This is a genomic window from Geomonas sp. (genome assembly GCF_056994735.1).
The window spans coordinates 17,637-31,585 of the sequence record NZ_JBXKJL010000493.1 but is presented as its reverse complement, the minus strand read 5'-3'; the positions used below and the strand labels follow the sequence as shown (position 1 = coordinate 31,585).

Sequence of the window (13,949 nt, the reverse complement as noted above, 5' to 3'; positions counted from 1 at the left end):
CGGCTCTTGATCTCTCTCAAGGTAGCGCGGTCACCGAGATCAAAGACCTTCAAAGCGGCTTTGAGTTCGTCGTAGGTCATGGAGGAGCCTTTCCGGGGCATGGTACCCGCTGCCGCCCCTCCTGTTGAACAGCTGGAAATCCCCCCTCCCCTCGAGGGAGGGGGTCAGGGGGGTGGGGGAAGTTGCCATCACCGGACCGAGTGGCACTGCTCTCAACTCGTTCCGCAGTCGATGTGATCTTTCGACAACAGACTCGCGGCCTCGCGGTCCACGAGCCAAAGGAGCTTACCTTCGACGGGGCGGATCAACTGGGCCGGGAACGGCTGAGTATCCCGGTCACCTTCCAGGACGCGGTGGAGGATGTCTGCCTTCGCACTCCCCGAGACGAGGAAAGCCACGACAGCTGCCCTATTCAACAGTGCCGGTGTCACGGTCACCCTATACATCTCCTGCTCCGGCAGGAAAACCTCGGCCGCCCAGCGCTCACTCTCCCGGATGGCGGCACTCCCGGGGAAAAGCGAAGCGGTGTGGCCGTCCTCGCCGAGGCCGAGCAACACCAGGTCTATCCGCGAGGCAGCGTCGAAGTTCCTGCGCAGGAGCTCTTCATATCTCTTTGCCGCCAGGGAGGGAGTAGCTTCGTAGGGGATGGGATGGACCTGGGACTCGCCTAACGGCACATGGTCGAGGAGCGCTTGGCGCGCCATCCTGAAGTTGCTGCGCGGATCATCATGCGGCACATAGCGCTCGTCCCCCCAGAATATCTGCAAGCCCTCCCACGGGATCGATTGTCGCAGCGGGTCCTTCCCGAGGAGCTGATAGGTGCTGCGGGGGGTGTCACCGCCAGATAGAAAGACATCGAAGCGGCCACTGCTTTCCACGGCCCTCCGTGCCTCCTCGGCGAATAGGCGGGCGGCACCCAGGCTCAACGAATCCTTGTCATCATAGACATATACCATCCGAGCAAACTCCTCATCCCTTGCACCCCGAAACCTCAACCTTCTTCGGGTTGTACCAGATGCCATCACGGGCTATGACCTGGTCCGCCTCGGCAGGCCCCCAGCTCCCCTGATCGTAGAAGTAGAGCGGGGTGACATTTCCCAGGATGGGATCGACGATGCGCCACTGCGCCTCGACCGCACTCTGCGAGGCAAAAAGGGAGGCGTCGCCCCGCATCGCATCGCCCAAGAGCCGCTCGTACGGCGGCATGGCGTCACCTTCGGTCTGGGCCGCGACCAGCTCGACGTCCTCCCCCACCCTGCGCTCTCCCGGGACCTTCACCCTGATACCGAGCCCGATCAGCACGTCGGGGCTCAAGCGGAACCTCAAGTGATTGGAGAAGGCGGGGACGATTTCCCCGAAGGTCTCACGCGGCGGCCTTTTGAAAGCGACGGTGACGGTGGTCGAGGTGACCGGAAGACATTTGCCGGCACGGATGTAGAAAGGAACGCCGCCCCAGCGCCAGGTGTCGATGAAGAGCTGTACGGCGACAAAGGTTTCCACCTGAGAGTCCGGCGCCACCCCCTCCTCGCTGCGGTAGCCCCTGAACTGCCCGCGGACCACGTGCCCCGGATCGAGCGGCTTCACGGCCCGCAGCAGCCGCGTGCTCTCTTCCCGTATGCCCTCCGGATCGTCCCCGGTGGAGGCGTCCATGGCGAGGTAGGCGATGATCTCCAGCAGGTGATTCTGGAGCACGTCCCTGATGGCGCCCGCCTCCTCATAGAACCTCCCCCGCCCGTTCAGGCCGAACTCCTCGGCCATGGTGACCTGGACACTGGAGATGTAGTTACGGTTCCAGATCGGCTCGAGGATGGAGTTTGCGAAGCGGGTGTAGTAGATGTTCTGCACCGGCTCCTTCCCGAGGAAATGGTCGATCCTGAAGATGGAGCGATCTGGGAAAACAGAGCGGAGGATGCCGTTTAATTCCAGCGCGGAGGCGAGGTCGCGTCCAAACGGTTTCTCCACCACCACCCGCGGCTCGCGTATGCAGCCGGTTGCCGCCAGCCCCTCCACCACGGTGGCGAACATGCTGGGGGGAATGGCGAGGTAGTAGAGGGGGCGAACGCTTCCGCCAAGCTCGCTGCAGAGTTTCTGGTAGGTGGCGGGGTCGCGGTAGTCTCCGTCCACGTAGCGAAGGCGGGAAGAGAGGCCGGCATAGGCCTCCTCGTTCACCCCGCCATGATGCTCCAGACTCTCCCTCAGGCGCTCCTTGAGCTTCTCCAGATTCCAGCCGGACCTGGCCACGAAGATCAGCGGCACATTGAAGTGCCCCCTGCGGGTCAGCCCCTGCAGCGCCGGGAAGATCTGCTTGTAGGCGAGGTCGCCGGTAGCGCCGAAAAATACGAAGGCATCTGAAGCTGGTTCGCTCATGGGACGCCTCCCTCAGGGGCGGCGGGACTCTCGGCATGGCCGCCGAACCCCCGTCGCATGGCGGAAAGGACACGATCGGCGAAGTCGCCCTGCCCGCGTGAGGTGAAGCGGTTGAAAAGCGCGGCGCTCAGGACGTGGGCGGGCACGCCTTCCTCTACGGCGGCGGTTACGGTCCAGCGCCCCTCGCCAGAATCGGCGACGCTCCCGGTGAAATGATCCAGTTCCGGGCTCTCCCAGAGGGCTTGGGCGCAGAGATCCAGTAGCCATGAGGAGACCACGCTTCCGCGGCGCCAGAGTTCGGCGATGGCGGCCATGTCGAAGTCGTAGCGGTAGAGTTCGGGATGGCGCAGGGGAGCGGTTTCGGCGTCGACAGTACGTCCCTTTTCCCCGGCGTCGGCATGCTGGAGGATATTGAATCCCTCGGCCAGCGAGGCCATCATGCCGTACTCGATTCCGTTGTGGACCATCTTGACGAAATGTCCGGCGCCGGAAGGGCCGCAGTGGAGATAACCCTTCTCCGCCGGGTGCACCTCTCCACTGCATCCGACGCCACGAGGGGCGGCCGCGATGCCTGCGGCTAACGAGGCGAAGATCGGATCGAGCCTGCGGACCGGCTCGTCGTCGCCGCCGACCATCAGGCAATAGCCGCGCTCCCGACCCCAGATGCCTCCGCTCGTCCCCACGTCGAGGTAGTGAACGTCTCGCTCCCTCAATGCGGCGGAGCGCCTGAGATCGTCATGGAAATAGGAGTTCCCGCCGTCGATGACGATGTCCCCGGCCGAGAGTTCGTTGGTGATGACGGCAAGGGTCGCGTCGACCACGGCGGCAGGAAGCATCAGCCAAAGAGCCCGCGGTTTTTCCAGCCTCGCCACCAAGTCTGCCAGAGATGAAGCGCCGATCGCTCCTTCCCTGGCGAGGGCCTCGACCGAGCCCGCTGCCACGTCATAGACCACCAGCTGGTGCCCCGCGGCCATCAGCCGCCGCGACATCTCGCTTCCCATCCGTCCGAGTCCCACCATGCCAAGCTGCATCAAAACCCTCCCCGGTACTTTCACTTCGCTGAAGAAAAACAGCACACCCTTCGACAGGCTCAGGGTGAACGGCCATTGGTTTTCAAACGGCGCAAGCGGCCCAGCCCCCTAGGGAGAGGGGCTCTACTTCAGGGCGGCCAGGCGCTTTTGATCGAGGGCCTTGGCGAGACCGTCGAAGGCGCGGCTGAATTTATCTACCCCCTCGTCCTCCAGTTGCCGGGTCACGGCATCCATCTCGATGCCGAGTTCGTGGAGACGGTCCAGCACCTGCCGGGCCTCCTGCACCCCCTGGTCCAGACGGGGGAGCGGATGACCGTGGTCGCGATAGGCGGAGAGGGTTTCCAGCGGGACGGTGTTGACGGTGTCCGCCCCCAGGAGCGGCTCGATGTATTTGACATCGGTGTAGGAGGGATCCTTGGTCCCGGTGCTGGCCCACAGCACCTTCTGCGGACGAGCGCCACGGGCCGAAAGGGCCAGGAACCTGTCGTCCGAGATGGTCTCGCGGTAGATCTTGCGGGCGACCTTGGCGCAGGCGATGGCGGTCTGGCCCCGGAGGGAAATGGCCATCTGCCCGGTGCGGCCGCCGTCTTCAGCCAGCTTGTCGAGGAGCGGATCGACCAGCACGTCGATCCTGCTCAGGAAGAAGCTGGCCACCGACGTCACCCGCTCCAGCGGCAGCCCGCGGGCCGCCCGCTCGGAGAGGCCGTCGAGATAGGCCTCGGACACCGCTCGGTAGCGGGGTAGACCGAAGAGCAGGGTGACGTTGATGTTGAGACCTTCGCGCGTCAGCTGCCTGATGGCGCCGAGTCCCTCGACGGTCCCCGGCACCTTGATGAAGATGTTGGGACGGTCGACCCTCTCCCACAGGCGCCTGGCCTCCACCATGGTCCCGGCGGTGTCATGCGCCAGGTGCGGCGAGACCTCGAGACTGACGAACCCGTCCCTGCCATCGGTCCGGTCGTAGACCGGGCGCAGCAGGTCCGCGGTCATCCTGATATCGTCCACCGCCAGCGCCTCGTAGATCTCGCCCGCCGAGAGCCCCTGCCGCGCAAGAAGGGCGATGGCGTCGTCGTAGGCCGTACCGGTAGTTATGGCCTTCTCGAAGGTGGTGGGGTTGGAGGTTACACCTGTCACGCCGTCCTGCTGGATCAGCGAAACGAGCTCCCCAGAGACCAGCATTTCACGACTGAGGAAGTCCAGCCAGATGCTCTGTCCGTAACTTTCCAGTTTCAACAGCGGATTCTCTCTCATGCGTCCTCTCCCTCCTTCTCCAGCATGGCAACCTTCGCCAGCCGCCGCCGGTGCCTTTCGGCTCCGCTGAAGCGCGCCTTCAGGAAGCGGCTGACCAAGTCGAGTGCCTGGTCATATCCCACCACCTTGCTCCCCAGGCAGATCACGTTAAGGTCGTCATCCTCCACGCCCTGGGAGGACGAGAATACGTCATGGATCAGCGCCGCCCGCACCCCTTTGACCTTGTTGGCCGCGATGGAGGCCCCTACCCCGCTGGAGCAGATGGCGATACCGCGGTCAACCTCTCCCGAGGCGACGGCACGGGCGAGAGGTATGACGTAGTCGGGGTAGTCGTCGGCGGGATCCAGGGTGGTGGCGCCGAAATCCCTTACCTCATGTCCGTCCCGGCAGAGGGCGGCGCAAAGCCGTTCCTTGAGGCAAAAGCCGCCGTGGTCAGTGGCAATGCCGATGCGCATCACTCCCCCCTCTAAGCTGCACCGGCGAGATCCCGGGCCAGGCGGCAGATGTTATCGACCGTGAAACCATACTCCTTCATGACCACCTCACCCGGGGCCGAGGCGCCGAAACGGTCCACCCCGAGGATCCTTCCGCGGGAACCGACATAGCGTTCCCATCCGAAGGGCGAGGCTGCCTCGATGGCCAGGCGGGCGGTGACGTCGGGAGGAAGGACATGGTCGCGGTACTCCTGCGGCTGCTCCTCGAAGAGCTCCCAGCTCGGCAGTGAAACGACCCGGGCCGGCACCTTCGACTCGGCCAGTCTTTTCCTGACTTCGACAGCCAGGGATACCTCGGAGCCGGTGGCGATCAGGATCACCTTCGGCGATCCCCCCTCCGCCTCGGCCAGGATGTATCCGCCCTTCAAAAGCCCCTCGGCGCCCGCCAGGTGGCGGCGGTCCAGGGTCGGAACACTTTGCCGTGAAAGGACCAGCGCCACCGGCCTGCGCTTCTGCATCAGGGCGGCGCGCCAGGCATAGGCGCCCTCGTTGGCGTCGCAGGGACGGATCACCACCAGGCGCGGGATGGCCCGCAGGCTCGCCAGGTGCTCGACCGGCTGGTGGGTGGGACCGTCCTCGCCGAGGGCGACGCTGTCGTGGGTGAAGATCTGGACCACATGCAGCCTTGCCAGGGAGGCCAGGCGCAGCGTCGGGCGCAGGTAATCGGAGAAGGTCAGGAAGGTGGCGCCGAAGGGGATGATCCCGCCGTGGGCGGCCAGGCCGTTGGCGATGGCGCCCATGGCGTGCTCGCGGACGCCGAAGTGGAGATTGGAGCCTCCCGGCCCCCACTCCCCCCCGGCTGCGCCCTGGCGGTCGCCGGCGGCGAGCGATTCGCTCTCGAAGTCTCCCCTCCCCTTCATGGCGGTATAGGTGGAGGGGTCGAGGTCGGCGGATCCTCCTATCAGCTGCGGGAGCTTTGCCGCCAGCGCGTTTTGCACCTTGCCGGCTGCCACCCGGGTCGCCATCCCCTTGGGATCGGGAGGAAATTCCGGGATCACCTTCTCCCACCCCTCCGGTAGTTCTCCCTCAATGACGAGACGCAGTTCCCCGCAAAGCTCCGGGTGCTCCCGTCCGTACCCTTCCATGAGCCGGTTCCACTCTTTCTCAGCCGCAGCTCCTTTGGTGACCTCCTCCCGGTAATGCGCCACGGCCTCCTCCGGAAGGTGAAATGCCGGCTCCAGGGGCCACCCCAGGTGCCCCTTGGTGCGGCGCACCTCCTCCTCTCCAAGGGGCGAGCCGTGGGCCTCGAAGCTGTCCTGTTTCCCCGGAGAACCGTAGCCCAGGTGAGTGCGGACCACGAGCAGGGAGGGGCGCTGGCTTTCTTCGCGGGCTTCCTTAAGGGCGCGGTCGAGCGCCGGCAGGTCGTTCCCATCGGGCACGATCTGCACCTGCCACCCGTAGGCCTCGAACCTCGCGGCCACGTTTTCGGTGAAGCATAGCTCGGTGGAGGCGGAGAGGGAGACGCGGTTGTCGTCATAGAGGCAGATGAGTTTTCCCAGCCTCAGGTGGCCGGCCAGGGAAGCGGCCTCGGAGGCCACCCCTTCCATCAGGTCACCGTCGCTCGCCAGGACATAGGTGTGGTGATCGATGACCGGGAAACCGGGGCGGTTGTAGCGGGCGGCGAGGTGAGCCTCGGCGATGGCCATGCCCACGGCGTTGCCGACCCCCTGGCCGAGGGGACCGGTGGTGACCTCCACCCCGGGGGTCACGCCGCGCTCGGGGTGCCCGGGGGTGCTGCTTCCCCACTGGCGAAAGCGCATGATCTCCGCCAGGGGGAGGTCGTACCCGGTCAGGTGCAGGAGGCCATAGAGGAGCATGGAGCCGTGCCCGGCGGAGAGCACGAAGCGGTCACGGTCGAACCAGCCCGGGCTGGCGGGGCTATGCTTCAGGAAGCGGGTCCACAGGAGGTAGGCCATCGGCGCCGCCCCCATGGGAAGTCCGGGATGGCCGCTGTTGGCCTTCTGGACGGCGTCGATGGCGAGAAAGCGCAGGGTGTTTATGCAGAGCTGATCCAGTTGGCCGGAGTTGCTCTCGAAATGAGGATCGCTGCTCATGGGTGCTCCTGTTCGGGGTTTGACGGCGGCGCCGGCTTTCCTGCCACACGCTTCTCAGGAAAGCCGGCGACTTGCTGTCCGGAAGGAGCAGAAGGCTGGAAGCAGTGGAAGGCGACTATTGGTCCCGGAGGGCCGGTCGCTACTCGGTGGTGTCTATGTACTTCAGCGCCTCCTCCGGATAACGCTCACCGGCCACGGAGAAGGAGGCGGCGGCACGATCCAGCGAAGCCCAGATCTCCTCCGGCAGCGTGATCCCGACGGCGTCGATGTTTTCCTCGAGGTAACGCAGATGCTTCGTGCCCGGGATGGGAACGATGTCGTGACCGCGCCTCAGCACCCAGGCCAGCGCGACCTGTCCGGGGGTGGCGTCGTGAGTGGAGGCAATCTCCTTCAGTACCGAGACTAGTCCCAGGTTGTGGCTCAGGTTCTCCGGCTGGAAGCGGGGATTCTTCCGCCGCCAGTCGGTCGGATCGAGGTCGTCGGGGGACTGGATCTTGCCGGTCAGGAAGCCGCGCCCCATCGGGCTGTAGGCCACGAAGCCGATGCCTAGCTGCCTCAGGGTGGGGAGGAGCTTTTCTTCCGTCCCCCGCTCCCACAGCGACAGCTCGGACTGCACCGCGGTGAGGGGGTGAACGGCGTGGGCCCGGCGGACGGTCCCCGGCCCCACCTCGGACAGCCCGATGAAGCGGACCTTTCCCTCGGCGACCAGTTCGGAGAGCGCCCCTGCCGTCTCCTCGATCGGGACGTTGGGGTCCAGCCGATGCTGGTAGTAGAGGTCGATATAGTCGGTCCCCAGCCTCTTCAGCGACCCCTCGATCGAACGCCGGATGTGGGCCGGGCTGCTGTCGAGGGCGCACTGCTCACCATGGGGGCCAAACCTCCAGGCGAACTTGGTCGAGACGATCACCCGTTGACGCGGGACCTCCTTGAGCACGCGCCCCACCAACTCCTCGTTGGTAAAGGGTCCGTAGAGCTCGGCCGTATCGAGGAAGTTGACTCCCAGGTCCAGGGCGCGGCGCAGCACCGTAAGCGAGGAGGCGTCATCGGGGCGCCCGTAGGCGAAGGACATCCCCATGCAGCCAAGCCCCAAAGCCGACACCTCGAGCCCCTGCCGGCCCAGTTTTCGTTTGTGCATCGAAGCCTCCTCTGCTTTTGGCCGTCCCGGCGGAACCTCACCCGGCCCGATTGCGGCGCGGCAGTCGAGGCGGGCCCCGAAAGAATAGCCCGGACGGCGGCGGAATCGTAAAAGAGCGTAGCAACGGCGTTCACGCTCTCAAGACGAGAAAGCGGAAACCGTCGTCATTCAACAGCCGTCCGCCCGCCGGGAGGGCGCCTCCAGGGACTTCTCCTTCGGGTGCCTGCGCGACAAGACCAGCCTTCCCAGGGGTACCGTGCTGATCACCCCGGCCAGGAAGAGCGCCCACCCCGCGATCCTGCGTTCGCGGTCGGTGAGCCTGTCGGCGATCAGGAGCCCCACTCCTCCACCCATGATGGCTCTGGTCGCCGCAATGAGAGATAGTTGCGGCAGCGTCAACCTTGCTTCTTTCATAAGTGCCTCCTCTGCATCGTTGATCACTCTCTTAGAGAAGCACAGCTATCTCTGAGCACCGCCGCGAGGGCAGTTTCCACGAATCATCCAATTATATCAGGATTATCGACGTGTTGAAGAATAGCAGCCCTTTATTAATAAAAATAGCCCATATCTCTATGGGCTATTTTTCTATGACTTCCTGTTGCGGCTGTTATGCCTACAGGATTCAGCTAACCCTGCTTCGCCGCTATTTCTTGACTACGCAGTCGATCACCGCATTGATCCTGCGGTTTGCCGCCCTCCCCTCAGGGGTGTTGTTGTAGCTTATCCGCCTGGTCGAGCCGTACCCTTTGGCCGAGAGGCGGGAGCGGTCGATGCCGAAGTTGTCGACCAGGTAGTTGACCACGTTTTCCGCCCTCTGCTGCGACAGCTTGATGTTGTAGTCCGGGTCGCCCACGTTGTCGGTGTGCCCCTCGATCACGGCGGTGGTGGTCGGGTACTCTTTCATGTAGTCGGCAACCTTGGCGATCTCGCCGCGGTATTCGGGCTTGACGGCGGCGGAGTTGGTATCGAAATCGATAACCAGGGCCATGCAGAGCTTCTCGGGAGGCTCGATCTTCTGGACATCGAAGGCGCAGTCGATGATGGCCTCGATGCGGCGGTTCTTCTGCTTCCCTTCGTTGGTCGCGTTGTCCGCGATGGGGCGGGTGTAGCCGTACCCCTTGGGAGTCAGGCGGGAGCGGTCGATGCCGAAGTTGGTGACCAGGTAGTCGACCACGGCCTGCGCGCGGCGCTGGGAGAGATCCATGTTGTGCTCGTAGCTCCCGACGGTGTCGGTGTGGCCTTCGATCACGGCGGTGGTGGTCGGGTATTTCTTCATGAAGTTGCCGACCCTGCCGATCTCGTCATGGTATTCGGGACGGATGAGGGCCCGGTCGATATCGAACTCGACGTGCAGGGTCACGCAGTACTTGTAGTGGCCGGGGGTCGGTTCCTCGGCCGGAGGCGGCGCGGGGGCCGGAGTCGGCTCGACCGCCACGGCGGCAGGCTGTTTCCCGCCGAAGACGAAGGTCAGACCGGCGGAGTATTCCCAGTTGTGGAGGGTCTTGTAGCTGATGTCCAGGATGTGCCTGGCGTCGATCCGGAGGGCCAGGTCGTCTACCATGAAGAACTTGACGCCGCCACCGAAGTTGAAGGTGCCGTCGGTGACGTCGTTATTTGGGTATTCGATCGTGAGACCGCCGCCGCCCACGGCGAGGTACGGGACCAGGGCCGTGCGGGGCATGAAGTTGTACAGCACGTCCATCCGGTATGACCAGGCGTTGAAATGCCTGTCGGTACCGTCGAATTCAGCGCGGACATAGTTGCCGACCAGTTCCGTTTCCCAATGGTCGGTCAAGTCATACCCCAGGCGCAGACCATAGAGGGGGCGGTTCTTCGTCAGCAGGCCCTGACCGTTTTTATCGTCCTGGTCATAGATGTACCCGCCGATATAGGGGGAGACGGAGAAGGCCCCCGCTCTTTCCCCGGCGTGGACTATGCTTGCCAGGGCCAGCACCGCGAAGATGACCATCAGACAGGTAAGCTTTTTCATCCCTTTTTCCCTCCTTGATGGGAAGGTTTCCCCAGGGAACCTTCCGCTTTGATTTCGTGCCGCCCATGCGGGCGACCAACTGTGCCGGTGGCAGCAGCCGCGGGCCGACCGGATGCGCCGGCCCCGCCGCTAATTAACGCTAACAAATACTATCTTCATTCTGACCCGTGTCAACAGCTCTCATTACCTCCGGCGTCAAATCCGCCGGCAGGTGGTCGAGGTCCCGATACAGGGCATCCTGCGCTTCGGGCGGGAATCAGCACCCTCTCAGCCGCTGCATCTTGTGTCCCTCCCCGATCTCCTCGACCGGAAGTCCTGCGCTCAGGTAGGCCTTGAACCCGCCCGCCAAAACCCGGGCCTGCTGGTATCCCTGCCCGGCAAGAAGATGCACCAGGGCCTCGGCCGGTTCATCATTGGGAGCGCTGGAGTAGACGACCACCGCGCGCTCCTTCGGGATCTCGGGCAGATGATTGTGCGCCTCATCGCTCTCCAGCCGCAGGGCCCCGCGCGCCTTCATGACCGCGAGGTCCCAGTCCCCCGCATGCCGCACCTCCACGAAAAAGATCGGCTCCCCTCTTCTCATCTGTGCATGGACCGACTCGGCAGTCACCGCCAGCTCGTTCTTCATATCGTTGTCTCCTGTCTCGCCGGCCAGCCGGCGCCTTGCCGTCAATCTTCTCCCTCGTCACCTGCCTTCTCGTCAGTATGCTTGGGGCGGCCCTTCCTCCTTACCCAGAGGTACATGATGCAGAAGATGACCACGATGATGGCCAGGGTCACGATCCAGCTGAACGTTCCGAACGAGTATTTCACTACCTCTGTCTGTGGCATGACTTCCCCCTTGGATCAATGTTTTCCCATTGCCGGGCCCGCCTCCGTCCCCGGCCGTGCCAGACGCCGGGCGACGACTTCGGCCAGGTCTTCTACCTGCACCTTTCCCTCGAATCCGCCCGTCTTGATGCCGTCCTCGAAGATGGTGAGACAGAACGGGCAGTTTGATACCAGTACCGGCGCACCGGTAGCGACAGCCATGGCCAGCCGGGCGGCATTGATGCGGCTGCCGATCTTCTCCTCGGCCAGCACCAGACCTCCCCCGCCACCGCAGCAAAAGCTTTCCCTAAGGCTCTGCTTCATCTCACTGACAGTGGCGCCGGCAGCGGCCAGGACTGCGCGCGGCTCGTCGTAGACGTCGCGGTAGCGGCCTATATAGCAGGAGTCGTGGTAGCTGCAGGTGAATTCCGAAGCCTCCAGGGGGAGCTTCCCTTCCGCGATCAGCCTGGCCAGAAAGGTGGTGTAGTGCTCCACTTCGGCTGTGAATCCCAGGTCGCGGTAATCCCGGAGCAGCGCGTTAAAGCAGTGCGGGCAGGTGGTCACCACGCGGGTGACGCCGTACTTCTCCATGCGCTCGATGTTGGCCCTCGCCATGTTCTGGTAGAGGTATTCGTTCCCCAGCTTTCGGGGAGGTTCCCCGCAGCAGGTCTCCTCCTTTCCGAGGATGCCCAGGCGGATGCCGGCCGCGGAACAGATGGTGGCGAATTCCCGGGCCACGGCCTGGTTTCGGCGGTCGAAGGAAGCGAAGCAACCGACGAAGTAGAGGACGTCGCACTTCTCCCCCTCTCCCAGGATGGCCACATCGAGTCCGGCGGCCCATTCGGCGCGACGGGCATAGGCTATCCCGAAGGGGTTGCCGTTGACCTCGTAGTTGCCAAGCGCGGTCCTGACCTCCTCTCCTGGAAATTCTCCCCGCATCAGGGCCAGGTTGCGTCGCATCTCCAGGATCTTGTTGACGTGCTCTATGTTGGCCGGGCAGATCTCCTGGCAGGCCCGGCAGGTGGTGCAGGACCAAAGGACGTCGCGGGTCACCGTCTCCACCAGGTCCGCGGCCGGCCTGTCGAAGGCCACCTCCCCTATCTGCTGCACCACGACCATGGGCGACAGGGGCTTGGCCGTCACCCAGGCGGGGCAGCGGTCCTGGCAGCGCTTGCAGGCGGTGCAGGCGTCGGCATCGTGGATGTCCTTCCAGCTAAGCTCCTGGAGAGTGGTCGCTCCGTAGCTTTCGGCGCTCTCGTCCTCGAGGTTGATGGTATCGATGGCCCCCTTGGGCCGGAGATCGGTGAAGAAATAGTTGATGCCGGTAAGAAAGAGATGGCGCAGCTTGGTGAAAGGTATCAGGGCGATGAAGGACATGGCAACGCCCAGGTGAAACCACCAAAGCCCCCGGTGCAGGGTTCGCAACTCGGCGGGCGACCGGTCATGGAGCAGCAGGGCTACCGGAAGGCCGCCGTAGGAATAGGGAAGGATGCCGGGATTGCCATGCACCTCGGTCGCCGCCATGCGTGTTCCCTCGATCAGAAAGCCGGTGATCAGTAGGGCAAAGAGCAGGAGGTGGCTCAGGTAGTCGTCTATGCCGGTCTGGAGGCCCTCCGGGGTGAAGATGAACCTGCGCACCGCGAAGCCGAGCAGCATGGCGATGGCGACGAGGCCCGCGCCGTTGAGGACCACCTTGAAAGCGAGGTAGAAGTGCCCTTTGAGAAAGCGGACCGAGAAGAGGGGGTCGGTGAAGTCGGCCTGCACCATGACCAGGAGCGTGCCGATGAAGAGGAGCAGGAAGCCCCAGAAGAAGAAGGCGTGAAGGCCCCCGGGCCCGGGCACCAGCAGTACGCGAAGCTGGGCGAAGGCATCGACGAGAAAAATCTTCATCCGCCGGGAACTCTGGTCCAGGCGATCGAGCGCCTTGCCCTGCCGATATACCGGAAGCCTCAGGTAGAAACCGACGCCGCAAAGCCCCAGGGCCAGCGCCGCCATCAGGTACATCGGACCGGATGCTCCCTGACCGACGTTCCAGTAGATCTCCCTTGTTGCTTCCATGGAGTCCGTCCTGAAAGGTTTTTCGGCGGTCACAACTCATTGCAGAAAAAGAGGGACTCCATGGTAACAACTGCCGAATCAGCGGATTTTACGGCAACAACCCTCCTCAAAAATATCTTAACAGTCTCTCATGTCAAGCTGACAAAGCCTCGTCCAATGTGTGAAACGCCCTTCCCGAATCAGGCAGCCGAGCGGGGCAGAGAGCAAACGATGGCTGAGGGTGGCAAAAGGAACCGCAGACGGCTCTCCTGAAACAGCCGCAGGTCCCTGACCGCGACCTTTATGAGCATGCATCAATCTTGAGAGTGTGGAGGAGCCAGCTGAGAGGCAAGGTTGTGAGACTGCCGGCGACGCTGACGGGCAGATCCCAACCGGGATGAGAGAAAAATCACTTGTTATTGGGAAGAGAAAACGTCTACCATCAAGTAGTTTAGAGCTTTGACGACGTTTTCAACCCAAAAGGGAAGAGTGATGAAGATAAATACCGACTCACAGCAGCCTGTGACCGTACAGCAGGTTGCCAGGACTGCCAAGAAGTTAGAGGCCGGGGCCGTCGTGAAAAAGGGCGCGGCAGAGAAGGCGCAAAGGGGAGACACCGTCGAGCTGTCCCCCTCCCTGGACGCGGAGCTCAAGGCCCGTGATGCCGAGCGGGCCCGGCGTGTCGAGCAGGTGAAGTCGCAGGTGAAGGCGGGGAAATACAAGGTCGATACCCGGGTCGTCGCGGAAAAGATCCTTTCAGGCAAGGTGGGGAGCTAACCA

The 13,949-nt window shown here is 63.6% G+C and carries 13 protein-coding genes; 1 reads left to right on the top strand and 12 read right to left on the bottom strand.

Annotation, left to right across the window (positions count from 1 at the left end; all coding sequences use genetic code 11):
• Positions 1-212: 212 nt before the first annotated feature.
• The 12 genes from pgl to AC11W3_RS20820 form a co-directional block, all read right to left on the bottom strand.
• A complete protein-coding gene (pgl, locus tag AC11W3_RS20875) occupies positions 213-956 on the bottom strand; it encodes a 6-phosphogluconolactonase (RefSeq protein WP_484092188.1) in 744 nt (247 codons plus the stop codon).
• Positions 957-969: 13 nt separating this feature from the next.
• Complete coding sequence (gene zwf / locus AC11W3_RS20870; protein ID WP_484092187.1) at positions 970-2,367, bottom strand: glucose-6-phosphate dehydrogenase; 1,398 nt, start codon at positions 2,365-2,367, stop codon at positions 970-972.
• On the bottom strand, positions 2,364-3,398 hold the full coding sequence (gnd, locus tag AC11W3_RS20865; protein WP_484092186.1) for a phosphogluconate dehydrogenase (NAD(+)-dependent, decarboxylating): 1,035 nt from the start codon (positions 3,396-3,398) through the stop codon (positions 2,364-2,366). The genes zwf and gnd overlap by 4 nt, the downstream gene beginning before the upstream one ends.
• Before the next feature lie 123 nt (positions 3,399-3,521).
• The gene (gene tal, locus AC11W3_RS20860) at positions 3,522-4,649 is read right to left on the bottom strand and encodes a transaldolase (RefSeq protein ID WP_484092185.1); all 1,128 of its coding nucleotides are present in this window, start codon (positions 4,647-4,649) and stop codon (positions 3,522-3,524) included.
• On the bottom strand, positions 4,646-5,104 hold the full coding sequence (locus AC11W3_RS20855; protein ID WP_484092184.1) for an RpiB/LacA/LacB family sugar-phosphate isomerase: 459 nt from the start codon (positions 5,102-5,104) through the stop codon (positions 4,646-4,648). The genes tal and AC11W3_RS20855 overlap by 4 nt, the downstream gene beginning before the upstream one ends.
• Before the next feature lie 11 nt (positions 5,105-5,115).
• Positions 5,116-7,197 carry a transketolase gene (gene tkt, locus AC11W3_RS20850; RefSeq protein WP_484093701.1) on the bottom strand — a complete coding sequence of 694 codons (2,082 nt, stop codon included), beginning with the start codon at positions 7,195-7,197 and terminating at the stop codon, positions 5,116-5,118.
• A gap of 139 nt (positions 7,198-7,336) precedes the next feature.
• Positions 7,337-8,332 (bottom strand): aldo/keto reductase, encoded by a 996-nt coding sequence (locus AC11W3_RS20845; RefSeq protein ID WP_484092182.1) that lies wholly within the window; start codon positions 8,330-8,332, stop codon positions 7,337-7,339.
• A 168-nt stretch (positions 8,333-8,500) separates the two neighbouring features.
• Positions 8,501-8,746, bottom strand: coding sequence for a hypothetical protein (locus AC11W3_RS20840; RefSeq protein WP_484092181.1), 246 nt, complete (start codon positions 8,744-8,746; stop codon positions 8,501-8,503).
• Positions 8,747-8,975: 229 nt separating this feature from the next.
• Positions 8,976-10,322 (bottom strand): OmpA family protein, encoded by a 1,347-nt coding sequence (locus AC11W3_RS20835; RefSeq protein ID WP_484092180.1) that lies wholly within the window; start codon positions 10,320-10,322, stop codon positions 8,976-8,978.
• A 256-nt stretch (positions 10,323-10,578) separates the two neighbouring features.
• On the bottom strand, positions 10,579-10,950 hold the full coding sequence (locus AC11W3_RS20830; RefSeq protein WP_484093700.1) for a rhodanese-like domain-containing protein: 372 nt from the start codon (positions 10,948-10,950) through the stop codon (positions 10,579-10,581).
• A gap of 41 nt (positions 10,951-10,991) precedes the next feature.
• On the bottom strand, positions 10,992-11,153 hold the full coding sequence (locus AC11W3_RS20825) for a hypothetical protein (RefSeq protein WP_484093699.1): 162 nt from the start codon (positions 11,151-11,153) through the stop codon (positions 10,992-10,994).
• 15 nt (positions 11,154-11,168) lie between these two features.
• The gene (locus AC11W3_RS20820; protein WP_484093698.1) at positions 11,169-13,190 is read right to left on the bottom strand and encodes a (Fe-S)-binding protein; all 2,022 of its coding nucleotides are present in this window, start codon (positions 13,188-13,190) and stop codon (positions 11,169-11,171) included.
• A gap of 471 nt (positions 13,191-13,661) precedes the next feature.
• On the opposite strand from AC11W3_RS20820, the gene AC11W3_RS20815 reads away from it, so the two are divergent.
• Positions 13,662-13,946 carry a flagellar biosynthesis anti-sigma factor FlgM gene (locus tag AC11W3_RS20815; RefSeq protein ID WP_484092176.1) on the top strand — a complete coding sequence of 95 codons (285 nt, stop codon included), beginning with the start codon at positions 13,662-13,664 and terminating at the stop codon, positions 13,944-13,946.
• The last annotated feature ends 3 nt before the right edge of the window (positions 13,947-13,949 follow it).

Bases quoted from the DNA above. Each gene is read 5' to 3' on its own strand.
- AC11W3_RS20820 (WP_484093698.1), bottom strand. From the start codon at position 13,190: ATGGAAGCAACAAGGGAGATCTACTGGAACGTCGGTCAGGGAGCATCC.
- AC11W3_RS20825 (WP_484093699.1), bottom strand. From the start codon at position 11,153: ATGCCACAGACAGAGGTAGTGAAATACTCGTTCGGAACGTTCAGCTGG.
- gnd (WP_484092186.1), bottom strand. From the start codon at position 3,398: ATGCAGCTTGGCATGGTGGGACTCGGACGGATGGGAAGCGAGATGTCG.
- pgl (WP_484092188.1), bottom strand. From the start codon at position 956: ATGGTATATGTCTATGATGACAAGGATTCGTTGAGCCTGGGTGCCGCC.
- tal (WP_484092185.1), bottom strand. From the start codon at position 4,649: ATGAGAGAGAATCCGCTGTTGAAACTGGAAAGTTACGGACAGAGCATC.
- AC11W3_RS20855 (WP_484092184.1), bottom strand. From the start codon at position 5,104: ATGCGCATCGGCATTGCCACTGACCACGGCGGCTTTTGCCTCAAGGAA.
- AC11W3_RS20815 (WP_484092176.1), top strand. From the start codon at position 13,662: ATGAAGATAAATACCGACTCACAGCAGCCTGTGACCGTACAGCAGGTT.
- AC11W3_RS20840 (WP_484092181.1), bottom strand. From the start codon at position 8,746: ATGAAAGAAGCAAGGTTGACGCTGCCGCAACTATCTCTCATTGCGGCG.
- zwf (WP_484092187.1), bottom strand. From the start codon at position 2,367: ATGAGCGAACCAGCTTCAGATGCCTTCGTATTTTTCGGCGCTACCGGC.
- AC11W3_RS20845 (WP_484092182.1), bottom strand. From the start codon at position 8,332: ATGCACAAACGAAAACTGGGCCGGCAGGGGCTCGAGGTGTCGGCTTTG.
- AC11W3_RS20830 (WP_484093700.1), bottom strand. From the start codon at position 10,950: ATGAAGAACGAGCTGGCGGTGACTGCCGAGTCGGTCCATGCACAGATG.
- AC11W3_RS20835 (WP_484092180.1), bottom strand. From the start codon at position 10,322: ATGAAAAAGCTTACCTGTCTGATGGTCATCTTCGCGGTGCTGGCCCTG.
- tkt (WP_484093701.1), bottom strand. From the start codon at position 7,197: ATGAGCAGCGATCCTCATTTCGAGAGCAACTCCGGCCAACTGGATCAG.